A 22,922-nucleotide genomic window follows, 5' to 3' on the forward strand; every position below is an offset into this window, starting at 1 on the left:
GTCGTGCGGCATCCTGCGGTCAGCGTCCCGGGCACCAGGTCCTGCCCGGGAAGTTCGGCGCTAGCCGTTACTGGCCAGCGGTTCCGGCGCAGCGGCGGCGTTGTGCTCCTGTGAGTCAGGCCGGGCCGGAAGCGCAGCCGGCACCATAAACACCGGAAGCAGCAGCTGCACAAGGGGCCCAATAGCGAGAGCGTACACAACGGTGCCCACTCCCACCGAGCCGCCCAGGACCCAGCCGACAGCCAGGACCACCACTTCAATGAGGGTTCGCGACAACCTGACGGACCAGCCGGTGCGCCTTGCCAGCCCTGTCATAAGTCCGTCGCGGGCGCCGGGGCCAAACCGTGCACCGATATAGCAGGCGGAAGCAATCCCGTTCAGCAGCACCGCGCCGGCCAGCATGCCGATCTGGCCGCCCAGGTGGGAGAAAGTCGGGATCAGGGCAAGGCCGATGTCCGCGAAGACGCCCACCAGCACGGCGTTGCACAACGTGCCAAAGCCGGGCCGCTGCCGCAGCGGAATCCACAGAAGCAGCACTAGAAAGCTCACGATGATGACCACCACGCCAATGCTGAGCCCGGTCCTGCCGGCCACTCCCTGGTGAAAGACATCCCACGGGTCAAGGCCCAGTCCGGCTCGGATAAACAGGGCGAGGGAAATGCCGTACATGGCGAGGCCGAGGAAGAGCTGGAGGAGTCTGCGGGTCAACATGGGAACAACTCTCGCAGAGAACTGGCCTTGAATTACATAGCCAGTTTGAAATACTGGCCTTATGACTTCCCTTGGCGCGCCCGCTCTTGCCCGGCTCCTCGGCACGTGGAACGTCGGTGCGTCACCCGCCTACCGCAAGCTGGCCGACGTCGTACGTCTCCTGGTCCTGGATGGCCGGGTGGCCCTGGATGCCGCCCTGCCCAGCGAGCGCGCCCTGTCGGAACTGCTTGGCGTGAGCCGGACTACCGTCACGGCCGCCTACGGCCTACTGCGCGAACAAGGGTTCCTCACCAGCGGCCAAGGCAGCAGGAGCCGGACCCGAATTCCACGCACGACGCCCGCCGGCACCACCGCACTCACCGGCCCGACGCCTGGTCCCGCGCTTGCAGGACCGGGACTGGCGGCACCCGGACTGGCAGCGCCGGAGGGATTGATCGACCTCGCGTACGCGTCACTTCCCGCCAGCGGCGAGGTAGTGCACCGCGCGTTCGCGGCGGCCCTCACCGAGCTTCCGGCATTGCTCCCGGGATTCGGCTATGACGCCGTCGGCCTGCTCCCCCTGCGGGAGGCAGTGGCGGCCCGGTACACGGCGGCCGGGGCACCCACTACTGCGGACCAGATCCTGGTGACGTCCGGAGCACAGCACGCCCTGAACATCATTCTCCGCGCCCTGGTGGGCCGGCATGATCGGGTCCTCGTAGAGCACCCGAGCTATCCGAACGCCCTTGATGCCATCCGCGCAGCGGGTTGCCGCGCCGTCCCGGCGGCGTTCACGGGCAACCCCGGAGCCGGTACCGACGGTGCCCGCGGCCGGCAGGCCGCTTCAGCGTGGGATCTGGAGGCACTGCAGGCCGCCCTGATGCAGCAGCGGCCCAGACTCGCGTACGTGGTGCCGGACTTCCACAATCCCACCGGCCACGTGATGCCCGACCTTCAGCGGCGCCACCTGGTCAGGGCGGCAACGGCGGCCGGAACAACACTGGTGGTGGACGAGACCTTGCGGGAGTTGAACCTGGACGGCGTCGAGACGACTCCGGTGGCGGCCTTTAGTCCGGCAGTGGTGACAGTCGGCTCCCTCAGCAAGTCCCACTGGGGCGGCCTCCGGACGGGGTGGATCCGGGCCTCGGAAGACCTCATCCAGCGGTTCGCGGCGGCGCGGACGTCCCTGGATCTGGGTGGACCAGTCATGGAGCAACTGGCCGCGGCGCACCTGGTCCGGGCCCTGGATGAGCCACTGCCGGCCCGCCTCACCGCGCTCCGGGACAGCCGGGCGGCCCTGCTGGAACTGCTGGCCGGCCACCTGCCGGAGTGGGAGGTGGCGTACCCCTCCGGCGGCCTGTCTGCCTGGTGCAGGCTGCCCGCCCCGATCAGCACTGCGCTGACGGTGATCGCCCCCGAGTTCGGGATCCGGTTGGCTGCAGGGCCGCGCTTCGGGGTCGGCGGCGCCTTCGAGCGCTACCTCCGGGTGCCCTTCACGCTGCCGCCGGAGAAGCTGGAGACGGCGGTGCTTGCCCTGCGTTCGGCTCAGGACCGGCTCGACGCCGCCCCGCAGCTCCGCCGGACCCTTAGGGACGCCCCCGCCGTTGCTATTGCGTGACGGATGTTGACGGCCGGGCGGACCTGCCCAGGCGCTGCTTTGCCGTGTTGGTGCCGGCTCCGACAGGTACATGGGCGGTGGCTTTAGCCAGCCCAAACAGGGGCATCCCGTTGTAGATGACCTCGATTCCACCCGCGGGCACCTGGTAGGTCTCATGCCATACGCCCACGTCGCCACTCCCGGCGGTTTCTTTCATAAAGCGGCGCCAGGGCTCCAGATGCGGCGATTCCCGGTCCGCGGCAAACTTCCGCAGGTGCTCCGGACTCTCCCAGTAGCTGAGCAGCATGGTGGTCCGCCCGAACCACTGCTCATATCCCAGCATTCCCGATGCCGGGTCGTCCGCCAGGTGCTGGAGCATCCGTGGCATGGCAGCTGCCACCCTGCCAACCGTCCCCGCCTTCCACCAGCGGTTTGCGCGCATGCCGATCAGGAAGACGGTGACTGAGTCCCGGCCCGGGTCAGCGGTGTACCGGCCAGAAAAAACATTCTGCGCCACAGGAAGCTCCTTGGTCTCGATTTCGGCAACGCCATTTCATAACGACGTTACAAAACAAGGTTATGAAACAATGGGTTCCATGGCAAGACCTGTGGTGCACAACGACTCCTTAAGGCAGCAACTGCTGAGCGTCACGGCCGAGCTCGTGGATCGGGACGGGCCCGCCAAAGTGACGCTGCGGGATGTGGCATCGGCGGCCGGGACTTCCACCACAGCCGTCTACTCCCTGTTCGGCGGGAAGTCACAGCTCCTGACGGCGGTGGTGGATGACGGGTTCCGGTCCTTCGGCGACTCGCAGGCTGCTGCTGCCTACGAAGGACTTCGGGGACTCGGCGTCGCCTACAGGGCGTGGGCGCTGGAGCATCGTGCACTGTACCGGCTGATGTTCGGCGGCGCGCTCGCGGCATACGTGGACTGCCAGCCCAGCCCGGAGGTCGCGGCTGGGTCCATGGAACCCCTCATGGAAGCCGTCGCTGCCGCGCAATCGGAGGGCGCCCTGATGCCGGCGCCGATTGAGATGGTCGCTTTCGCAATCTGGGGCCAGGTGCACGGCCTGGTGAGCCTGGAGCTGGCCCAGGTGGGCCCGCCCGACGCCGACTGGGCCGCCGCCTACAGCTCGGCCCTCGACGCCGTCGCGCGCGGCTGGGCCGCCTGACCTCGCCACGCCTCCGAGGCGCCTATTCGCCCGCGACACGCAAAATGCCTGACGCGAGCGGTATACCCAATGCGCCAGGTATTTCGCGCGTCGATCTGTTTTATTGCCGCGCCGATGCCCGTCGAGGGCCTTACGCGTAAGCCTTTTCCAAGAAGTTGCCCCACGCCGTGGCGGTGGTATCGGAGTCCCCCGCGCCACTGAAATCGTGAACGGTCATGCCCACCGCCGCACCGAAGGCGTTGCGTCCGAAGAAGCGATAGAGCGCGGAGGAGGTCCGCAGCCCCAGGAAGTGCTCATTGGAGAAATCCACTTCCCCGGCGAGCCGCCCCACGCCGTCGAGCTCCAACTCCACCTGCGAACCCTGCACCGTCGATTCAACACCAAGGGCCTTGCGCAGCTGAACAAAGCCATCCGCGCCCTGCGAAGCTGCCGGCGCCTGGATGTCCGTGAAAATCACCGGCCGGCCGTCGAAGTGTTGCAGGTACTGGCCGAGGGTGTGGAGGTAGAACTCGGTGTGCCGGCTGGCGCCGTCGTACTGCTGGTCCCAGTTGTCCGCAAAGATGCCGCTGTGCACGTAGTGCAGGCGGGCGCCGCCCTCGATGGGCTCCAGGACATGCTCCAGCTGGTTGAACCAGCCGTCGGGACCATCCATCCGGGACACCAGGTGCGTGGGGTACTCCTGGACGGTTTTGACGTCCGGCCACTGGTCGGTGGGGAACATCCAGGCGGGGGTTCCGGTGGTGACGGCCGCCCATACCCGCTCCGGCGTGGCCGGCAGTTCAGTGTCGTGGACGATCTCGAATTTGCAGTTGTTAGTCATTGTCCTGCTCCTTGCTTGCGGGGGTTGTTGTTGTTTTGAGGACGGGGTGCAGCGCCACCACGAGGCGGTGCCGCCGTCCACCGCCCGACGGCGGGGCACCTGCCCGGGTGCCGCCGTCGTGGTACTTATCCACCAACTGCGTAACCGCGGCGCCAAGTTCCTCGGCAAAGGCGGCGCGGTCCGCCGCGGTCCGGAAGGTGATTTCGCCGTCGATCGCGAACGTTGCCAGCTTTTGCTTCGCGGCCGCGGCGCCTGCAATCAGTTTTCCCACTTCCTGGACCATGCGGCCGGCGAGCGCCAGCAGCCAAAAGGCCGAGAATCGGTCGGCGAACCGGCGCGGGTCCGGGGACACCGAGGACAGTGCCTGCGGCGAGATCAGGTAGGAGGCCGCGGTGGCCTGGAGCACCCGCTCGGTCACGTTGCCCTTGCGCCGCTCCTCCACCAACTCCACCAGGCCGTGCCGCTCCAACGCTTTGAGGTGGTAGTTGACCTTCTGCCGGGGCAGCCCCACCTTGACCGCGATCTGCGTTGCCGACGCGGGCCGGGACAGCTCCTGCAGGATCCGCGTGCGGATGGGATCCAGGGACGCCTCCGCCGCAGCGGGGTCCTCAATCACTGCGATGTCCAACATGCTTCAAGTGTGCCTACCGACAACTTTTATTGTCAAGAAGTTTTTTTCTTTCGGCACCGTTTTGACGCTAAGCTCCCACCCGATATTTGCGGACGTCAAGCTGGCCGGGAACCGTCGAAACGATGCAGGAACCACCCCGTAGAATTATCCGGTGATGCAATCCCCCCTTCCCGTGCGCGACGGCGTCAACGCCACCCGCCTGCGCCTTCCCGGGGAGGGCCCATGGGATACGGCGATGGACTACATGATGCACCGCTGGGGGCATATCGATCCGCAGGGCATCGAGGACAGGTTCGACGCCGGCGAGATCGTTGGCGAGGGCGGGGCACCGCTGAGCCGCTCCACTCCGTTGCAGGACCACACTTTCATTTGGTACTACCGGACGCTGCCTCCCGAAACCCGCATTCCCGTGGAGCTGGACATCCTGCACCAGGACGAGCACCTGCTGGTGGTGGACAAGCCGCACTTCCTGCCCACCACGCCGGGCGGCACCTACATCCAGGAATCCGCCCTGGTGCGCCTGCGGAACCAGCTGGACCTGCCGGACCTGATTCCCATGCACCGGCTGGACCGCATGACGGCCGGCGTCCTGCTGCTGTCCACAAATCCTGACACCCGCGGCAAGTACCAGGTGCTCTTTGAAAAGCGCCAGGTCCAGAAGGACTACGAGTGTGTCTCCGCCGCAGAGCCCGCCCAGGGGTATCCCGCCATCGAATTTCCGGTGGTGGTGCGCAACCGCATGACCAAGTCCCGCAGCTATCTGTTGGCCGAGGTGATCGACGGCGAGCCAAACGCGGAGACGCGGATTGAGCGGCTGGAAACGTTCGACGGCGGTGCTTCCGCCGCCGCTGCGGCCTCCGGAAGTCCGGAGCGGCGGGCTCTGTACAGGCTGGAACCCCACACCGGAAAGACCCACCAGCTGCGGGTGCACATGGCGTCCCTGGGGCTGGGGATCGTTAACGACGCGTTCTACCCCGAGCTGCTGGACAAGGCCCCGGACGACTACACCAAGCCCCTACAACTCCTTGCCCGCGGCATCCGGTTTGTGGACCCCATCTCCGGGAAGCCGGTGGAGTACCGCAGCCGCCTGCTGCTCAGCGAGGCCGCCGGTTCCTTTACCGGGTGACCGTTCAGGGGCCGCGTATGACGGCGGTGGAGGCGTGCAGCCAGGCTTCCCGGGTGTCCGGCAGCAGGGCCTGATAGTTCAGGGGACCGCCGGAGACCAGGGACCGGTCGCAGGGGACATCGAGGACTTCCCTGGTCACGTTCGAGACGTGGGACCGCGTCCGGTTGAGAAGCTGCAAAATCGGTTTGCAGACCGGTTCACGACGAACTCGGCGTCCCGCCTTCGGACCAGCTCAGCGACCTCGTGTCCGACTTCATCCGGCGCTGAGGCCTGCCGGCAAACGGTCCCGGGCCTGGGCCTGGGCGGCAACTCCGTGGCAGACCCACGGTCCCACCCACCCGAATCTGCGGTACGTTGTGGCAATGGACTTCGGCGGCGCTGACAGCTGGGGGACGGCCATCTATTTCTGGATCATCCCCATTGTGCTCGGCGATGCCATCTTTCCGCCCGTCCCTTCCGAGATGGTGGTGATCACCGGCGGTGCGCTTTCCGCCGACGGCCGGGCCAACGTGTTCCTGGTGCTGGCCCTGTCCGCCCTGGCCTCCTGGCTCGGCGATGTTGTGGTGTTCCAACTGTTCAGGCGGCGGCTGAGCCACGTCCTTGACCGTTGGAACTGGGGCCGGCGCGTGCACTCCGGAATCCACGAAGCGATTGCCAAAGCGGGCCGCTCGTCCACGTACGGAACCATTATCGGAGCCAGGTTCATCCCGGGCGGACGGCTGGCCACATCCGCCACTGCCGGGATCGCCAACGTCTCGGTCCGCGGCTTCAGCCTGTGCGCGGGGCTCGGGGCGGTGCTCTGGGCATGCTGGCTCGTGGGCCTTGGCTACTTCACCGGTTCGGCAACCGGCCTGCCGTTCTGGGCCAGCTCGCTGATCGGGGTGGCGCTGGGACTGCTGATCGGCGTCGTCGTCGGCATCATTGTGACGCGGCGGCGCGGCAACAGATCGCCGGTTGAGGAGCCGGAGCCCCCGTTGGCCTAGGTGTCATTCCCGGCGACGTTGTAATCAGCGTGGTGTGTTGTGTGTACAGCGGAGCGGATTGTTTCTGCTTCACGGAACACATGGCATTCGGCCCACCCGTGGCGATCAAAGGGAAGTCGCTGTCGCATTGTCAGCGGCCTCTAGTGAATCTAAGTCTCCTGATCCCAAATGTAAAAGCCGCTGCACAAAGAACTGATCCGACCGCGACTGCCCACATCGGGTTGTTCTCCTGAGTAACGGCCTTACCCTCCATGGGGTCTGCTAATGCGCCCCCGACGGGAGCGATAGCCGAAGCACCACGTGGTGATGGGGCAGAGGCCGCAGCTGCTGTTGCCGACGGCGCCGTTTCGGGTTCGTTGCTGACATGGTCCCCTACCGCCATAGGTGCAAGCACTTCCGGTGCAGCCACCGACACTTCCTGCTCCGCGTTGCCGGCATCGGATGTGGATTGGGCGAAAGTGGATGCAACCTGGTGAGAGGAATCGTAAGCCTGCGCAGGGGCAGGAACATGGACAGGTGCTGGCGCTGGGACGGGCGCCGGCGCAGGCGCCGCATCATCAGCATAGGGAGTGGGACTGGGAGCAGAAACAGGAGCAGGAGCTTCAACGGCACTTACGGCGGGGGCAAGAGATTCAGTTGCAGCTACTGTCGCTTCCGCGGGAGGGAGAACAGAAGCTACTGTTCCTTGGAGCCCACAATGTGTCCCTACTCCAGACCATGCATCGCCGAGTTTCAGCTGTGAGCAGGCGGGAAGGGCAGGAGTGGGAGGGGGTACAAATAGCAATCTGTTAGGAGTTGCACCCTTGTTGGCGCTGACTAAACCCGCAGTAGCGTTATTGATTATTGTCTGTTGAACTTCTGCTGGAGACAGCGAACGGTAACGGGAAAGCAGAATTGCAGCTGCACCAGAAACGTGAGGAGTAGCCATTGAGGTGCCATCCAAAGTGTTGTATCCGGTAGGAGAGCTGTTCCACGCAGACCTGACGGACACTCCGGGAGCCTGAATATCAACGCAGGAACCGTAGTTGGACCATGCAGCTAGAGCATCGTTGATATCCGTTGCTGCGACTGTAATGGCAGATGAAACTCGGGCGGGGTAAGTAGCACATGCATCCTCACCGGAGTTGCCTGCTGCTGCCACCACCGTAATTCCATCATTTATGGCTCCGTGAACGGCTTCCTCAAATGAGGCATTGGTAAAACCGCCGACGCTGAGGTTCATGACGGCTGGCTGGCCGGCAAAATGATGTGAAATCGCCCAGTCAATCCCCGCCATAACGGTTGAAGACCAGCCACTCCCGTCGCACTCAAGCGCTCGAACGGGGATGATGTTCGCTTTCCTGGCAACGCCATAAGTTGTTCCAGCGGCGCTTCCGGCGACATGTGTTCCATGACCGTTGCAGTCATTAACCCCTTTGCCATCATTGATTCCGTTCCACATTGCAGGAACCCTGCCGGAAAACTCTGAATGGGAGAGGTACAACCCGGTATCAACAACGTAGACGTTCACCCCGGCGCCTTCATCCCCGATGCTGTACTGTCCGTCTCTTCCAGATCGTTGATCTACTCGGTCAAGCCCCCATAGAGAAGTAGAACTTGAAATCGAAGCACGGCTGTCAAGTTCGACGGACGCCACGTCTTCTGAATTTTCCAGCGACTCCAACTCCTTAGGTGTCGCGACAACTACTGAAGCTTTCATTGCGTGGGAAAGAGTCCCTTTTACTTCAATTCCTTGTTGTTCCAAAGCCTCAGACTCGGCTTCCGCATTCACATCATTGGCGTACCGCACAATGTACCTCTTCTCCCCTTCCGGCGGAGTGGAAATATAGGAAAGACTCTGGGATGGCCAAGCATTAACTACGGGAAGGGCATGAGCAACAGCAGGGGTTATAGATAGCGCTATCGATCCAGCGAAAATGGAAATAACAGCTAAAGGTGAATAGGACGAAAACTTTTTCAATGCAATTTCCGTTCTGAGATCTTTGGAGTGAAGGCCGTGTGAACACGCAACGCAGCCTCGGTGTGGTCACGGGCGATGTGCGGGGCGTGGTCGTGAATGTCTTTTGGCGTTCCTCTAGACTCATCCTGATTGCCCCCCCGGCCTTCAATTCGTGTCCGTGCACCTCAGCGCCGCCCGGATACGTATTCCCTGAGCGGGACCAGCAAGGCCTCTTTGCCGAGCTGACCCCAGTAACTGTAGACACGGATTTTGGCTACAAGAACGGGATTGGGTTCACAATGCTTATTCCTGCGGAAATCTTGCGCGCTGTACGCGACAAACCTTGGCTTATGTTGAGGAGCCACCTCAGGACCTACACCAACCGGGGGTTACACCGGTCGCCCCGGCCAGACCAATGGGCAGGGCGCCGGGACGAGGCATGGAGCAGGTTAGACAGGTGCCCAGCGGCCCCGGCTGCGCCGCAGCACCATCAGCGAGCCGGTCAGCGCAACGCGTTCGACGGCGTCGCGCATCATGGCTGCCGACTCCAGCGCCTGCTGGTTCTCACCGCTGTATTCCGTGGCTTCCACGAGGAAGCGGAGGTTCAGCTGCGGCACCCCGCCGGCGATCTGCAGCTGGTTCGACTCAACATGGTGGCGTGTTTCCAGTGCCTCCACCGCTGCATCCATTACTGCTTCGGGCGGAGTGCCGGGGCGCAGGCCAGTGATCTTGAGGCGGGTCTGGAACGAGGGCATGCCCCCAACCCTACCCAGACGCTCGTTGCCCTATCACTTATGGTCCTCATCCGGGCCGTTTGAGAACCGTAAGTGATAGGGCAACAGCGGCTTTACCCGGTGTTTCGCAGGCCGGCGGCCACGCCGTTGACGGTGATCAGCATGGCCCGCTGGAGGCGTTCGTCGATCTCGGCCCCGCTGATGCCGTCGGCCTTTCCTGCAGCTTCCGCGCGGACGCGGCGGAGGAGCTCCACCTGCAGGTAGCTGATGGGGTCCAGGTACTGGTCGCGGATCTCGAGTGAGCGCTTCAGCGTGGGCTGGGCGTCCAGGAGCAGCCTCTCCCCCGTCAGGTTCTGAACCTCGGCCACGGTGAGGTCGTATTCCTCGCGGATGACCCGGAAGATGTGGTGCAGCTCGCCGGGGACCAGAGTGGACACGTAGTACCCGGCAATATCCATGTCCGTCTTGGCGAGGGTCATCTCCACGTTGGAAAGCACCGACCGGAAGAAGTGCCAGTTTTCCCACATCTCCACCAGCTGCGCAGAGTTCCCTGCCTCACGGGCAGCCTTGAGGCCAGACCCGACGCCGAACCAGCCGGGGACGATCTGGCGGGACTGGGTCCAGCCGAACACCCACGGGATGGCGCGCAGGCCGCCGAGCCCCGCGCCTGAATCCGGGCGCTTGGACGGGCGGGAGCCGATGTTCAGGGAACCCAGCTGTTCCACCGGCGTGGAGGCCAGGAAGTAGGCGGGCAGGTCGGGATCGTCGATCAGGTTCCGGTACTGCTCAAAAGCGGCGTCGGAGATGGTTTCCATCACGTGCCCGTACCGTTCGCGCTGGTCAGCAGAGGTGCGCGGGTCGCGGTGCAGGGCGGAACCCTGCAGAACGGCAGCGAGGGACAGCTCAAGGTTTTCGCGGGCCAGCTCGGGCAGCGAGTACTTGTCCGAGATGACCTCGCCCTGCTCGGTGAACTTGATTTCGCCTTCCAGGACGCCGTTGGGCTGGGCCAGGATGGCGTCGTAGGTGGGTCCGCCGCCGCGGCCCACGGACCCGCCGCGGCCATGGAAGAGGCGCACGCGCACGCCATGCTTGGCGGCCACGTCCCGCAGCTTGCGCTGGGTCTTGTGGATTTCCCACTGGCTGGTCATCACACCGGATTCCTTATTGGAGTCCGAGTAGCCCAGCATGACTTCCTGGACGTTGCCGCGAAGGCGCACCAGTTCGCGGTAGGAGGGATCGGACAGCAACTGGTCCACGATCTCGGCGGACGCGCGGAGCTCCTCCACTGTTTCCAGCAGCGGCGCGAAACCGATCTTGGCGTACGGCTTTTCGCCGAAGAGGTTCACCAGGCCGGCTTCACGCGCCAGCACGGCGGCGGCCAGTACGTCATCGGCGCCGCGGGTCATGGAGATGATGTACGTCTCGATGACGTCCGGTCCGTAGGCGCGCAGGGCACGCCGGATCTCGCGGAAGACGTCGTACGTGCCGTCAGCGGCGCCGTCGAGCTTGATCGGGTGGCCGGACAGCGGCCGGCGGGACGCGAGTTCGGAGCCGAGCACTTCGAAGCGTTCCTCGCGGCTCAGTTCCGCGTACCGCAGCCCGGGCCCGCCGATTCGGTCCATAAGCTGGCCCACGGCGTCGTGGTGGTGGTCCGCATGTTCGCGGATGTCCAGGGTGGCAAGGTGCAGGCCGAAGGAGGCGACGGCGCGGCGGACCCTGGCAAGGGCACCGTCGGCAGCCAGCGACGCCGAGTGGTTGCGGAGCGAGAGTTCCAGCAGTTGGAGGTCCGCCAGGAGTTCGTCGGTTCCGCTGTAGTCCCGGCCGTGCTCGTGGTTGGAGTTTGCCGCTACCCGTTTGCCGGTGTTGATCAGCTTCGCCTTGATGCATGTGAGCTTCAGGCGGTAGGGCTCCTGGGCGTTCAGCTCCAGCACCCGCCGGTCCAGGCCGGGCAGCTTCTTCAGGTCGGCGTCGATGGAATCCAGCAGTGCCTCGTCCGCGCCGGCGAGCGAGGTGGAGTTGGAGAGGATGGAGATCAGCTCGTCCATCATGCCGATGCTGATCCGGACAGCGTGCTGGTTCTGGATCTGCAGGATTTCCCGGGTTACTGCCGCGGTGACGTTGGGGTTGCCGTCACGGTCGCCGCCAATCCAGGAACCGAAGCGGATGGGTGCGTCCTGGGACGCGAGGCTGACGCCGTGTTCGCCCAGCAGTTCTGACAGCTCGGTCAGCATTTCAGGCATGGCGTCGGTGAGGATGCCGCCCAGGTAGTAGATCGCGTTCCGGGCTTCATCCACCGGTGTGGGCCGGACCTGGCGGAGTTCGTCCGTCTGCCACATCTGGTCGATAATCTCGGCGAGCTGGCGGTCCTGGCGGCGGCGTGCCGTGCTGCCCTCGGCGGTGGGCTGGGCCAGGACGTCGGAAAGTTTCCGGATCTTGTCCAGCACCGAGCGGCGCGAGGCCTCCGTGGGGTGGGCGGTGAAAATGGGCCGGACATCCAGGGCGTTGACTACTTCCTGCAGCACCCCGGAGCCGGCCTGTTCAACGATCTCCGTGACGGTTTTTGCGAGCCAGCCGTCCTTTTCCGCGCGGGTCCGCAGGCCACGCACGCGGTGGACCTGTTCGGCCGCGTTGGCAAGGTGGAAGTAGAAGGCGAAGGCACGGACCAGGTCGGTGGCCTGCTCGATGGGCAGGGAGCCGAGGAGTTCGCGGACCTGGGCCACGACGTCGTGCGCGCTCCACGGGCCGGTGGCATCCGCACCCCCGCGGGCTGCTTCCTTGGATTCCTTGGTGAGGAGGCGGACCTGCTCCACGAGGTCCAGGAGCTCCGGCCCGTGCTGGCGGACCAGGGATTCACCCAGGAGGGTGGACACGCGGCGGACGTCTGCCCTCAGTTCGGAGGCAAGATCTGTTTCGGGATGTGCTGCAGTGTGAGCCATGGAAGCTATCTTTCGAGGGTTTCGGACTTGGCTCGTACACTGCGCTGGATACTGTGAGCCACGTTACTAGCTAAAGATGCTACCCGCAGTCCGGGGCCCCGCGGGAATCCGTCTCAGATAATGTCAGCACCGGAACGATAGCCGACATGCTGCTTCACGCTCTCAAGCTCCGCCCGCAGCTGTGCAAGCTCCCTCCTGGAGGCAGCAAATTCAGCCTTGCGACGTTTGGTTTCCCAAGCGTTGCCGATAAGGACGCACAGGCCGGCCGGTGCAGCGGCAGCAAGGGCCCAGCCGGCCGCAACAAAAAAGTCCAGCGCCACCGGAAGTGCGGCGCGGAATTCCACGAACTCGTTGACGACGTCGGCAACGCCGCTGAGCGTCCCGTCCAGCGGTTCCAGGAACTGCCCTATCATGGGCGTTTCCGAGAGCGACGGCGGATCGAGCTTGGCTTCCTTATCGCCGCCCCAGCGGCCTTCGCCCAAATGATTCAGTACGTAGATGCCAGCGGCTAGGCTGGCTGCAATGAATACGTGCACGCCGGCGAACAGGGCCAGATCCGGACGCCAAGGCCGCCGCAACAGCAGCACCACGGCCGCGAAAGCCAGTGCCACGATCCAGGTCAGGTATTTGAGCCAGTCGCTGCTGACTCCCGCAAGTAGGTCCACAGCATCCATTCAACAGTGCGGACCACGTTGTTCTATGCATCCGCCCCGGCTCTGCTTCGGAATGAAGGAGAGCTCCTTGCAGTTGTAGCCGGGGCAAGGAGACCTCTGGAAGGAACCATGAGCACCATTCCCGCCGCCAAGGTGGAGCGCTGGCAGCGCTTCCGCGACAACCGGAACAAGGCCCTCGCCGCCCGCCACGGCTGGCTGACCCTCACCTCCTTCCAGTGGCTGGAGGACTCCCCCGCCGCCGTCGAGCTGGTGCCCGGGCTGTGGTCAACGGACGGTACGACGGCGGTACTCACCGCAGTGCCGGCTGACGGGCTGTCCCTGGTGGATACGGGCGAAGCGCTCAAGGGGACTGTCTCCGCGGCCCTCGCCGATGAGGAGTCGCTGATGTGGGTCCAGTTCGGCGGCGCGGGCGGGACGCAGGTTGTGGTTGAGCTGGCCATGCGCGGAGGCAGGTACGCCGTCCGCACCCGGGACGCAGGCTCCCCCGTTTTTACCGGATTCGACGGCGTTCCCACCTATGGGTACGACCCCCTGTGGGAGGTGACCGGGAGGTTCGAACCCTACCCCGAGCCCGTGGAGGTGCCCATCGCGACAGCCAACCCGTTGGTGGACGGCATCCACCGCACGGTGGGCGAGGTTGTGTTCCGCCTTCCCGGCAGCGGCCACGAGTTCCGGCTGCAGGCGGAGGAGGAAAAGCTCGGCGCCCTGACCGTGACGTTCCACGATGAAACGAACGGCGACACCACCGATGACTGGCGCAAACTCGCTGTGCCCCGGCCCCGGCCGGACGGGTCCGTGGTCCTCGATTTCAACCGCGCCATCAATTACCCCAGTGCCTTCACCCCCTACGGCACCTGCCCCATGCCCGTGAAGAACAATTCGCTGGACGTGCGGGTTGAGGCCGGCGAGATGCAGCCGTATCCTGCCGAGGACTAGACGATGGCCGAAATGCCGGTGACGGCACGGCCCACAATCAGGGTGTTGATCTCGAACGATCCTTCATAGGTGTAGATGGCTTCGGCGTCCGAGAAAATCTTCGCCATCCGGTAATCGGTCACAATGCCGTTCCCACCCAGGATTGACCGGCCCAGCGCCACCGACTCCCGCATCCGGGCGCTGAGGTAGGACTTGGCCAGCGCCACCTGCGGCATGTCGGCGACCCCTTCGTCCTGGAGCCTGGCAAGGCCCACCATCATGCCCATGCTCGCCACAGTGTTGCCGAGCATGGTCACGAGCTGTTGCTGGATGAGCTGGAACTGCGCCAGCGGGCGCCCGAACTGGTGGCGTTCGACGGCGTACTGCCGGGCAACGTCGAACGCCGCCAGCTGCTGGCCCACGGCCTGCCACGCAACCATGATGCGGGAGCCGCGCAGCAGCTCGTTGGTGTCCTCGAAGCTGCTGATGGCGGCGAAGCGGTCAGCCTCCGCCACCCGGACGTTTTCAAGGACAATGTCGGCGTTCTGGACGGTCCGCAGGGCTATCTTGTTTTCGATCCGGGACCGGCTGACACCGGGCAGGGTGGCGTCCACGATGAAGCCCCGCACTGATCCGTCGGCCTCGTCCCTGGCCCAGACCAGCACGTAGTCGCAGAACGTCCCGTTGCCGATCCACCGCTTTGCCCCGTTCAGCACCCAGGTGTCGCCGCCGTCGTCGGGCTTTCCCGTGGCAGACGAGATCCTCCGGGCACGGGTCTCCATGCCCCGGGCCACGTCCGAGCCGTGGTCCGGTTCCGTCAGCGCGAAGGCGCCGGTGATGCGCAGGTTGGAGGCGTCCTCGAGCAGCCGGTGCCGTTGGTCGGCGGAGCCGAAGGCGTACAGGGACTCAACAAAAAGGTCGTGATGGACCAGGAAGAAGGTGGCGATCGAGGTGTCCACGCGCGTCATCTCGGCGATCACCAGTCCGGCGAACAAGTGGCTGTAGCCGCGCTGCGCCGGGGTGCTCAGCTGCAGGGCGGCCAGTTTGGGCAGGATGTGCGCCGGAAATTCTGCCTTGTTCCACCAGTCCCCCGCGAAGGGGGCGATCTCCGCTGCCAGGAACCCGCGCAGTTCGGCCAGCTTGTCCCGTTCGGCCTGGTTCAGCAAGGATTCGACCGCGAAGAAGTCCGCCGAGGGCAAGCTGGACATTGTTTCAGCGGCTTGATGGGCAGCGGTAGTCATTTCGGTCCCATCCGGATGGCGCCGTCGAGGCGGATGGTTTCGCCGTTCAGCATGGCGTTGTCCACGATGTGCGCCACCAGGCTGGCGTATTCGTCAGGCTTGCCCAGCCGGGAGGGGTGCGGCACCTGGGCACCCAGGGAATCCTGTGCTTCTTGCGGCAGCCCGGCCATCATGGGCGTTTCGAAGATCCCGGGAGCTATGGTGACCACCCGCACCAGCGAGCGCGCGAGTTCCCGTGCGATGGGCAGGGTCATGGCTGCGACTGCGCCTTTGGAAGCAGCGTAGGCGGGCTGGCCGATCTGTCCCTCAAAAGCGGCCACGGAAGCAGTGTTGATGATGACGCCCCGCTCGGGTCCGCCCAGTTCTGTGGTGGCCGGCTCGGTGGCAACCATCGCCGCTGCTGCGAGGCGGACCACATTGAAGGTCCCCACCAGGTTGACCTGGATGACCCGGTTGAAGGCCTCCAACGGAAGCACACCCTCCCGGCCCAGCACCTTGCCGGGGGTGGCGATGCCGGCGCAGTTGACCACGATCCTCAATGGGCCGAGTGCCGTGGCGGCGTCGACGGCGGCCTGGACCTCAGCTTGGCTCGTCACGTCCGCGGGCACAAAAACAGCCGACTTTACCGGGCTTTCTCTGGGGCCGCCGTCCTGGTGGTTGCCACCGCTGTTCAAAGCCGCACTGTTCAGCGCCCCGCTGTTCAGCTCCGCCGCGAAGGCCTCGCCTGCTGAGGAGGGAAGGTCAACAAGCACAACTGTTGCTCCGCCGTCGAACAGCCTCCGGGCCGTGGCGGCGCCCAGGCCCGATGCCCCTCCGGTAACCAGCGCCACGCTGCCAGTGACGTCCATACATCCTCCTCGATGCGAGACCGCTTCCGCAGGAAACTGCGAAGCATTAGTTAGTGAATGTTAACTGAAATTGCATTGAATCCGCATTACCGGCCCTCCGCCGGCACGCCGTTGTCCCCGGCTAGGGTGGAAGCCATGACTTCTGCGGATGCTTCTTCTCCCGTTGACTGGCAGGAAAGGGCCAACATGGCCGCCCGCTCGGTTACCGCACTTTTCGGGAAGAAGCTGTTCTTCCTGCCGGGCACGCACCTCGCGGAGGTAAAGTGGCCCGCCCCTGCCTGGCGACACGGCCTGAAGGGCACACTGCTCCAGCCCTGGCACTACTGGTGGCAGGCCCACTATGTTGACTGCCTGGTGGATGCGGGCCGGCGGGAACTGGGGAAGGGCGCCACTCCGGCATCACGGTTCGACGGTCCCGGCAAGCCCAGCGCGGGGCGGCTGTCCTCCCGGCTGGTGCTCGGAATGTGGTTGCGCAACGCCTTCACGTTCGTCAACAACTACTACGACGACATGGCCTGGCTCGCCCTCGCCGCCCTCCGGCTCGACAAGCTGGCAGAGGAGGCGTGCAAGCCAGGGCGGCGGCGCAATGCACGCGTGCGCGAATCACTCACCCGTCAGTTCGACGCCGCCTGCACCGCTGACATGGGCGGAGGTGCTTTCTGGAGCAAAAAACGGGACTTCAAGAACACGCCGGCAACGGCACCCATTGCGCTCTTTTATGCCCGCACCGGCCGCGTTGAGAAGGCGCAGACGCTGCTGGACTGGCTGGACGCCACCCTCTTCGATCCGGACCAGGGCTTGTACTTGGACGGCGCCCGGCTCAGCCCGGAAGGGAACGTGATCATCGACAGGGCGGTCTACACCTACAACCAGGGCCCGGTTTTGGGAGTGCTGCTTGAGCTCGGCGGGGACAGGAACCTCACCAGGGCGGCAGAACTGGTGGCGGGGGTGGACCGGCTGCTGACCGTTCCGCTACGCGCCCCGGCGGCGGTGAGTGCCGCGGGTGCTCCCCGAAAGGTCCTGCGCTGCGAGGGAACGGGCGACGGCGGCCTCTTCACCGGGATCCTGTGCCGTTACCTTGCCCTCGCCGCAGCCGATCCCCGGCTTCCTGAACGGACCCGGGCTGCCGCTGCCCGCCTGGTGTTAGACACTGCCGGGGCGTTTTGGGAGGGAAAGCGGCCTGCCGGCCCCGGCGATGGGCCACTTCACAGGGGGCAGGCCGGAAGGCCAATCTTCTCGATGCACGCCGCCGAACCGGCCGCCGTCACCTACCCGCCCGGAACCGTCGTCGAGCTCTCCACCCAACTGCAGGCCTGGATGGCTATCGAGGCAGCCGCTTCGATTAGCATGGCCGAACAATCACTGTGACACCCCCGGCGGGCGTTTCTTCTGCGGGTAGGGCGCCTCGCCGCGGGCCAGCATGTCCACGAACCCGGCGATTTTCCGCTCCCGGGTCGCGGCCTGCTTCACCGAGTTGGTCCGGTAGATCAGGGCGAACCGGTTGGTCCTGGTGAGGACGTCGAACATCGCCTGGGCTGCAGGAACCGCGGCAATCGCAGCTGCCAGGTCCGCCGGCACTTCGGCTGCCGCCTGCCCCTCGTAGGCCCTGTCCCAGCGGCCGTCTTCCTTGGCCGCATTCACCGCCGCCCACCCGGCATCAGTCATCCGGCCCTCGGACTCCAGCCGCGCCACGTATGTGACGTTCCGTGCCGACCAGGGGCTTTTGGGTCCCCGGGGCGTCATCCGCTGGAAGGAACTTTCACCGTCCCGGCGCCTGGCCTGGCCGTCAATCCAGCCGAAGCACAGCGCCTCATCCAGCGCCGCGGCATAGTCCAGCTGGGTAACCTGTCCGCCCTTTTTGTGCAGGACAAGCCATACACCGGGGCTGGTTTTGTGGTTTTCCTCCAGCCAGCTGCGCCACGCAGGAGCGTCCGGAACCAGCAGTTCCTCGAGTTCAACAGCCATGGCCCCTATTCTGCTCCTGCAACCCGGCAGCACAAGCGCGGCGACACCCGGCGGACCACGTGGCAGGATGGCACCAAAGTCCCATGACTATGCAAGGAGAAGCCATGCTCCGCGTCCGTCCGCTTCATTTCACCTCCAGGATCGAAGCCTGGGAACAGCTGCTCACGGCCCTGGGCCTGGCCCGCACGGAGAATTCGCCCGGGTGGCAGGTGTTCGACGCCGGTTCAGGCCGCCTGGCCCTCCACGGCGTACCGGAAGGCGCAGCCGAAGACGGAACCACAGCGTTGGCCGTGGAGGTGGGTGATGTGGCTGAGTTCGCCCGCCGCACCAACCTCTCGGCGGCGGATGACGGAACCACGCCCGCGGAAATCATCACCGCAGACCACGGGGAAACCTGCAAAATCACCGCGCCGGACGGTTTCAGCTTCCTGGCTGACCCAGCCGCCCCCGACGGGCCGGGAGGAGATGCTGATCCGGCCCTCGCCGTCGTCGGGGTCTGGCTGACGGAGGACCCCACCTCCGCTTCGCAGACGCTGCGGCACGTCGGCGCCCGCCCGCGTCCCGTGCCGGACGCTGACGAAACCGCCGACTTTACGGCCAAGAATGGCGGGGTGCTTCTGGTGCGTCCGGCGTCCGGGACTCCGCGATCCGGGCTCGGCTTTGAGTACGACGGCGGCCTCGAGCCGCTGCGGGAACGCCTCGCCTCCGCCGGGTTGGAGGCGATCATTACCGAGGAGGCGTTTGGCAGCACTCTCCACGTGCCCAACCCGGATGCCGGCGCCGCCGCGCCCCACGTGCCAGCCACGGTATGGATCTCCGAGCGGCGTCCCATGCGGTAGAACTTAACCATGAACGTGCGCACCCCTGACCCGAATCCCGGCTGGCTCTCCGAAGAAGACCTCTTTGAGGCGCGCGGGCGGCTGCCCATGGTTTACGTCGAGGCAGTGCCCGTCCGGCTGGATCCGCTGGGCTTCGTCAATGAAGTCGGAACCCTCCTCCAGGCGGACGAGGACGGCACCATGGTCCGGTCCCTCGTTTCCGGCCGCGTCATCTACCGGGAGACCATCCGCGCGGCCCTTCTCCGGCATATGGAGAAGGACCTTGGCCCGCTGGCGTTCCCGCAACTGCCCATCAGCCCGGTCCCCTTCACCGTGGCGGAGTACTTCCCGGCCCCGTCCCAGACCGGCTTCACGGATGAGCGCCAACACGCCGTCTCCCTGGCCTACGTGATTCCCGTGACGGGCGAATGCGAGCCCCGCCAGGACGCCCTTGAACTTACGTGGATGACCCCCGAGGAAGTGCTCAGTCCCGGCGTTCAGGTGGAGTTCACCGGTGGGCGCGGCGGTCTCATCCGGCAGGCCCTGGCTTTCGCCGGCGTGGGGTTCTGACACCCTCGGCCGCACCCGGCGTCCCCGACTTCCGGCACCCTCCTTTGTAGACTGTAGGGCGGACCGCAAGAGAACTTAAGGACTCCCATGACCGAAACACCAGCCGCCCGGCACCATCGTGAACAGCAGGCTGGATCCCTGACCACCGGCACCCACATCCTCCTGCCCGACGGTGAACGGACGGCGGAGATCCATCAGGTGGAGCTGGAATCGGACGATTTCGGCGCGCCCGCGCTGGTACTGGCCAGCCTTGCCGGCGGCGGCACACTGCGCATCGCCGTGGGCACCACCGTGAGGGTCACCGACGGAGAGGCCGACGCCGTGAGGCAGCTTCCGCTGCCGGCGGAACCTTCTGAGGAGGCCCGGCGGGAGCAGCCCGGCGGGACCCCCGCTGCGGCACCAGTGGCTCCTGCCGTCGTCGTACCTCCCCTGCCCCCTGTTCCGCCGGCGGCCAGTGGCCCCAGCGAGGAGGAACTCGCATTGATCCCGGCTCCGGAGGGTACGCCGGAATCGGTGGTGGAAGCCGCGGCGGAAGCGCACCCGGACGCGATGGGAGTGCTGCTGCTGGCTGACCGGCTGGCGAAGGGCGTGAACTTCAAGTCGGGCAGCTGCCTCAAGGACCTCAGCGATCTGGCGCACGAACTCTTCATCACCCTCAAGGACGCCGACGGCTCCCTTGCTGTCGCGGACCTGCTGAACGTCCTGCCGTACGACGGGAATCCCGGCCGGTGGGCCTCCGTGGAGGCGTCCCTGGCGCTGTCCAGCTACATCTGCCGGCAGGACGGCCAGAAGGAGCGGGCAGAGGTCTACGAGAGGCTGATCCGCACGCCGGAAAACCAGGAAACTGATCCGTTCAAGGCCAGGATGGCCGCCAAGGTCCGGCAGCGCTCGCTTAACGAGCCCAACCTGTACGACAAGGAAATCTTCCGGTCCATCGACAATTCCAACCACGACGCCGAGCGGGAATGGCGGCTGCTGCGGCTCGAATCCCTGCTGTTCCTCCGCGCCCACGGGGGTTCGGAAACCATCGGGCTGGGCGAACTGGAGCGCCGCATCAGCAATGAACTTGAGGCTGTCCGCGCCTAAGAAATTCCCCCTACCCGGCGCCGGGCCGGAGTTGTACATTCGGGGCTATGACTAACAATCTGAGCGTGGTGATCAATGCTGACGCGCCGCAGGTCTGGACAATGCTGCGCGAACCGTCCAAAGTCGCTCAATGGCACGGCTGGCAAGCCGAGGACCTGGACGCCGAGATCAAGGAAATCTACTTCTCCTCTGACGTGGAGGAAGCGCCGGACCACACCAGCCTGACAGTCCACGGCGGGGACATCTTCGAGCTGAGGCCGGTTCCCCAGGGGACGCTGGTCAGCGTGACGCGGGCTGCCGTGGACCACAACTCCGAATGGGCGGCCTGGGACGAGGACATCACCCAGGGCTGGCTCACATTCCTGCAGCAGCTCCGCTTCACCCTGGAACGCCACCCGCACGGCAAGCGCCATACGCTGTTCCTGCAGCTACCGGGCGGACCCGGCTCTGCAATCGAAAAACTCGGCCTGACGGAACTCCCGGCGCGCGGTGACAACTACCAGCTGACCCTCGCCACGGGTGAGGAGATCTCCGGAAAGGTCTGGTACCGGACCAACCACCAGGTGGGACTGACAGTCCACAGCTACGCGGACCACGGTGACGGCCTCCTGGTGGTCGCCGACCAGCTTGCCATCGACGACGTCCGCCCCGACGGCGGGTCCCTGGTGATCGCCTCCACGTACGGCCTGGGTGCCGGCAGGCTTGATGCGATCCGCACGTCCTGGGACGCGTGGCGGGCTGAGAACTACCCCACATCCGAACCGGTGAGCTGAGGGACCTGCACGATTGCTGGCACACTGGTACGGTGCCAGCCAACCCTGCTTCTGCTCCTTCCCCCTCTGCCGCCCTGACGGAAACCGGGCCTTCGTCCCGGCCTGCGTCCCCCCGCGAGGCGGCGCCGGATGCAGCGGCGCGGCAGTCTGAGTTCGGGTTCCGGGTGGGTACGCGCCTTACCGAGACCTGCCCTCCGTCGGCTGCCCAGGTGGCATCCAACGGCGGTCACTTCCTGGGACGCACCGGCACCATCACCACTCCCCACGGTGAGATTCAGACGCCGGCGTTCATCGCCGTCGGGACCAAAGCCACGGTCAAGGCCGTGCTGCCCGAGTCCATGGCGGACCTCGGGGCGCAAGCCTTGCTGGCCAACGCCTACCACCTGTACCTGCAGCCGGGCGCCGACATCCTGGACGAGGCGGGCGGCCTTGGCGCGTTCATGAACTGGTCCGGGCCCACTTTCACGGACTCCGGCGGATTCCAAGTGATGAGCTTGGGGTCCGGGTTCAAAAAGGTCATCGATATGAAGTCCGTTGACACTTCAGGCCCGGATGACTCCGTTGCACCCGGCAAGGAGCGTCTCGCCCACATCGATGACGACGGCGTCTGGTTCAAATCGCACCTGAACGGCGACAAGCACCGCTTCTCCCCCGAGATTTCCATGCAGGTCCAGCACCAGATCGGCGCGGACATCATGTTCGCGTTCGACGAGCTGACCACCTTGCAGAACTCCCGGGGCTACCAGGAGGAATCGCTGGAGCGCACCCGGCAGTGGGCGTTGCGCTGCATCGAGGAGCACTTCCGCCTGACCTCCTCGCGGGTGGGCAAGCCGTACCAGGCGCTGTTCGGAGTAATCCAGGGCGCGCAGTACGAGGACCTTCGGCGGAAGGCGTGCCGTGACCTGGGCGCCATGCCCTTCGACGGGTTCGGCATCGGCGGGGCGCTGGAGAAGGAGAACCTGGGCACCATCGTCCGGTGGTGCAACGAGGAACTGCCCGAGAACAAACCGCGCCACCTGCTGGGCATTTCGGAGCCGGACGATATCTTCACCGCCATCGAGAACGGCGCCGACACCTTCGACTGTGTCTCACCCACCCGGGTAGCGCGGAACTCGGCGTTCTACACACCCCAGGGCCGTTTCAACTTGTCCGGCGCCAAGTACAAGCGTGACTTCGGCCCGCTCCAGGACGGCTGCGGCTGCTACACGTGCACCCATTATTCGCGGGCCTACATCCACCACCTGTTCAAGGCAAAGGAGATGCTGTCCGCCACCCTGATCTCCATCCACAACGAGCGTTTCGTGGTGAAGATGGTGGACGACGCCCGCCTGGCCATCGAGGCCGGCACCTTCTTCGATTTCAAAGCCGAGACGCTGGGACAGTACTACGCCTAAGCCTGACCCC

General features: G+C 65.3%; 23 protein-coding genes. 11 read left to right on the top strand and 12 right to left on the bottom strand.

Annotated features, from left to right (window positions below):
• Positions 1-60: 60 nt before the first annotated feature.
• Entirely contained in the window at positions 61-711 is a 651-nt protein-coding gene (gene yczE / locus CXQ88_RS05500; RefSeq protein WP_258061697.1) for a membrane protein YczE, read from the bottom strand.
• A gap of 61 nt (positions 712-772) precedes the next feature.
• On the opposite strand from yczE, the gene yczR reads away from it, so the two are divergent.
• Positions 773-2,308, top strand: a complete 1,536-nt coding sequence (gene yczR, locus CXQ88_RS05505) for a MocR-like transcription factor YczR (protein ID WP_104043162.1) — start codon at positions 773-775, stop codon at positions 2,306-2,308.
• On the opposite strand, the gene CXQ88_RS05510 is transcribed toward yczR, so the two are convergent.
• Positions 2,298-2,804 (bottom strand): DUF4188 domain-containing protein, encoded by a 507-nt coding sequence (locus CXQ88_RS05510; RefSeq protein ID WP_104043163.1) that lies wholly within the window; start codon positions 2,802-2,804, stop codon positions 2,298-2,300. The two genes, yczR and CXQ88_RS05510, sit on opposite strands and share 11 nt — an antisense overlap.
• Before the next feature lie 79 nt (positions 2,805-2,883).
• On the opposite strand from CXQ88_RS05510, the gene CXQ88_RS05515 reads away from it, so the two are divergent.
• Positions 2,884-3,459 (top strand): TetR/AcrR family transcriptional regulator, encoded by a 576-nt coding sequence (locus CXQ88_RS05515; protein ID WP_258061698.1) that lies wholly within the window; start codon positions 2,884-2,886, stop codon positions 3,457-3,459.
• 130 nt (positions 3,460-3,589) lie between these two features.
• Here the strand turns inward: CXQ88_RS05515 and CXQ88_RS05520 are convergent, their stop codons facing one another.
• Positions 3,590-4,279 (bottom strand): SRPBCC family protein, encoded by a 690-nt coding sequence (locus tag CXQ88_RS05520; RefSeq protein ID WP_104043164.1) that lies wholly within the window; start codon positions 4,277-4,279, stop codon positions 3,590-3,592.
• Positions 4,272-4,910: a winged helix-turn-helix domain-containing protein gene (locus tag CXQ88_RS05525; protein ID WP_104043165.1), complete on the bottom strand. Its 639-nt coding sequence runs from the start codon at positions 4,908-4,910 to the stop codon at positions 4,272-4,274. The genes CXQ88_RS05520 and CXQ88_RS05525 overlap by 8 nt, the downstream gene beginning before the upstream one ends.
• Before the next feature lie 154 nt (positions 4,911-5,064).
• Here CXQ88_RS05525 and CXQ88_RS05530 point away from each other — a divergent pair, with 154 nt between their 5' ends.
• Positions 5,065-6,036 (top strand): RluA family pseudouridine synthase, encoded by a 972-nt coding sequence (locus CXQ88_RS05530; protein WP_104043166.1) that lies wholly within the window; start codon positions 5,065-5,067, stop codon positions 6,034-6,036.
• A 4-nt stretch (positions 6,037-6,040) separates the two neighbouring features.
• Here CXQ88_RS05530 and CXQ88_RS22240 read toward each other — a convergent pair whose 3' ends face one another.
• Positions 6,041-6,175 carry a hypothetical protein gene (locus tag CXQ88_RS22240; protein ID WP_258061699.1) on the bottom strand — a complete coding sequence of 45 codons (135 nt, stop codon included), beginning with the start codon at positions 6,173-6,175 and terminating at the stop codon, positions 6,041-6,043.
• Positions 6,176-6,398: 223 nt separating this feature from the next.
• Between CXQ88_RS22240 and CXQ88_RS05535 the strand changes: the two genes are divergently transcribed.
• Positions 6,399-7,019: a DedA family protein gene (locus CXQ88_RS05535; protein WP_104043167.1), complete on the top strand. Its 621-nt coding sequence runs from the start codon at positions 6,399-6,401 to the stop codon at positions 7,017-7,019.
• A gap of 130 nt (positions 7,020-7,149) precedes the next feature.
• On the opposite strand, the gene CXQ88_RS05540 is transcribed toward CXQ88_RS05535, so the two are convergent.
• From CXQ88_RS05540 to CXQ88_RS05555, 4 genes are all read right to left on the bottom strand, one after another.
• Positions 7,150-8,979: a S8 family peptidase gene (locus CXQ88_RS05540; RefSeq protein WP_146069166.1), complete on the bottom strand. Its 1,830-nt coding sequence runs from the start codon at positions 8,977-8,979 to the stop codon at positions 7,150-7,152.
• A 428-nt stretch (positions 8,980-9,407) separates the two neighbouring features.
• Positions 9,408-9,713, bottom strand: coding sequence for a hypothetical protein (locus CXQ88_RS05545; protein WP_104043169.1), 306 nt, complete (start codon positions 9,711-9,713; stop codon positions 9,408-9,410).
• 92 nt (positions 9,714-9,805) lie between these two features.
• Positions 9,806-12,628, bottom strand: a complete 2,823-nt coding sequence (gene ppc / locus CXQ88_RS05550) for a phosphoenolpyruvate carboxylase (RefSeq protein ID WP_104043170.1) — start codon at positions 12,626-12,628, stop codon at positions 9,806-9,808.
• Positions 12,629-12,741: 113 nt separating this feature from the next.
• The gene (locus tag CXQ88_RS05555; protein WP_104043384.1) at positions 12,742-13,293 is read right to left on the bottom strand and encodes a hypothetical protein; all 552 of its coding nucleotides are present in this window, start codon (positions 13,291-13,293) and stop codon (positions 12,742-12,744) included.
• A gap of 117 nt (positions 13,294-13,410) precedes the next feature.
• Between CXQ88_RS05555 and CXQ88_RS05560 the strand changes: the two genes are divergently transcribed.
• Positions 13,411-14,238: a DUF1684 domain-containing protein gene (locus CXQ88_RS05560; protein WP_104043171.1), complete on the top strand. Its 828-nt coding sequence runs from the start codon at positions 13,411-13,413 to the stop codon at positions 14,236-14,238.
• Here the strand turns inward: CXQ88_RS05560 and CXQ88_RS05565 are convergent.
• Together CXQ88_RS05565 and CXQ88_RS05570 are read right to left on the bottom strand one after the other, a co-directional pair.
• A complete protein-coding gene (locus CXQ88_RS05565) occupies positions 14,235-15,458 on the bottom strand; it encodes an acyl-CoA dehydrogenase family protein (RefSeq protein ID WP_104043172.1) in 1,224 nt (407 codons plus the stop codon). The two genes, CXQ88_RS05560 and CXQ88_RS05565, sit on opposite strands and share 4 nt — an antisense overlap.
• Positions 15,455-16,306, bottom strand: coding sequence for an SDR family NAD(P)-dependent oxidoreductase (locus CXQ88_RS05570; protein WP_104043173.1), 852 nt, complete (start codon positions 16,304-16,306; stop codon positions 15,455-15,457). Before CXQ88_RS05570 ends, CXQ88_RS05565 begins: the two co-directional genes overlap by 4 nt.
• Before the next feature lie 135 nt (positions 16,307-16,441).
• Between CXQ88_RS05570 and CXQ88_RS05575 the strand changes: the two genes are divergently transcribed.
• Complete coding sequence (locus CXQ88_RS05575) at positions 16,442-17,674, top strand: glycoside hydrolase family 76 protein (protein WP_104043174.1); 1,233 nt, start codon at positions 16,442-16,444, stop codon at positions 17,672-17,674.
• Here the strand turns inward: CXQ88_RS05575 and CXQ88_RS05580 are convergent.
• Entirely contained in the window at positions 17,666-18,271 is a 606-nt protein-coding gene (locus tag CXQ88_RS05580) for a YdeI/OmpD-associated family protein (RefSeq protein ID WP_104043175.1), read from the bottom strand. The genes CXQ88_RS05575 and CXQ88_RS05580 overlap by 9 nt on opposite strands.
• 104 nt (positions 18,272-18,375) lie before the next feature.
• On the opposite strand from CXQ88_RS05580, the gene CXQ88_RS05585 reads away from it, so the two are divergent.
• The 5 genes from CXQ88_RS05585 to tgt all read left to right on the top strand — a co-directional run bounded on the left by CXQ88_RS05585 (position 18,376) and on the right by tgt (position 22,912).
• The gene (locus tag CXQ88_RS05585) at positions 18,376-19,110 is read left to right on the top strand and encodes a hypothetical protein (RefSeq protein WP_104043176.1); all 735 of its coding nucleotides are present in this window, start codon (positions 18,376-18,378) and stop codon (positions 19,108-19,110) included.
• Positions 19,111-19,119: 9 nt separating this feature from the next.
• On the top strand, positions 19,120-19,659 hold the full coding sequence (locus CXQ88_RS05590) for an NUDIX hydrolase family protein (RefSeq protein WP_104043177.1): 540 nt from the start codon (positions 19,120-19,122) through the stop codon (positions 19,657-19,659).
• An 87-nt stretch (positions 19,660-19,746) separates the two neighbouring features.
• Positions 19,747-20,745, top strand: a complete 999-nt coding sequence (locus tag CXQ88_RS05595) for a DUF6707 family protein (RefSeq protein ID WP_104043178.1) — start codon at positions 19,747-19,749, stop codon at positions 20,743-20,745.
• A 47-nt stretch (positions 20,746-20,792) separates the two neighbouring features.
• Positions 20,793-21,518: a hypothetical protein gene (locus CXQ88_RS05600; RefSeq protein WP_104043179.1), complete on the top strand. Its 726-nt coding sequence runs from the start codon at positions 20,793-20,795 to the stop codon at positions 21,516-21,518.
• Positions 21,519-21,592: 74 nt separating this feature from the next.
• On the top strand, positions 21,593-22,912 hold the full coding sequence (gene tgt / locus CXQ88_RS05605) for a tRNA guanosine(34) transglycosylase Tgt (protein WP_104043385.1): 1,320 nt from the start codon (positions 21,593-21,595) through the stop codon (positions 22,910-22,912).
• Positions 22,913-22,922 lie beyond the last annotated feature (10 nt).

The sequence above is a fragment of the Arthrobacter sp. ZGTC412 genome, assembly GCF_002929215.1.
Lineage (GTDB): Bacteria > Actinomycetota > Actinomycetes > Actinomycetales > Micrococcaceae > Arthrobacter.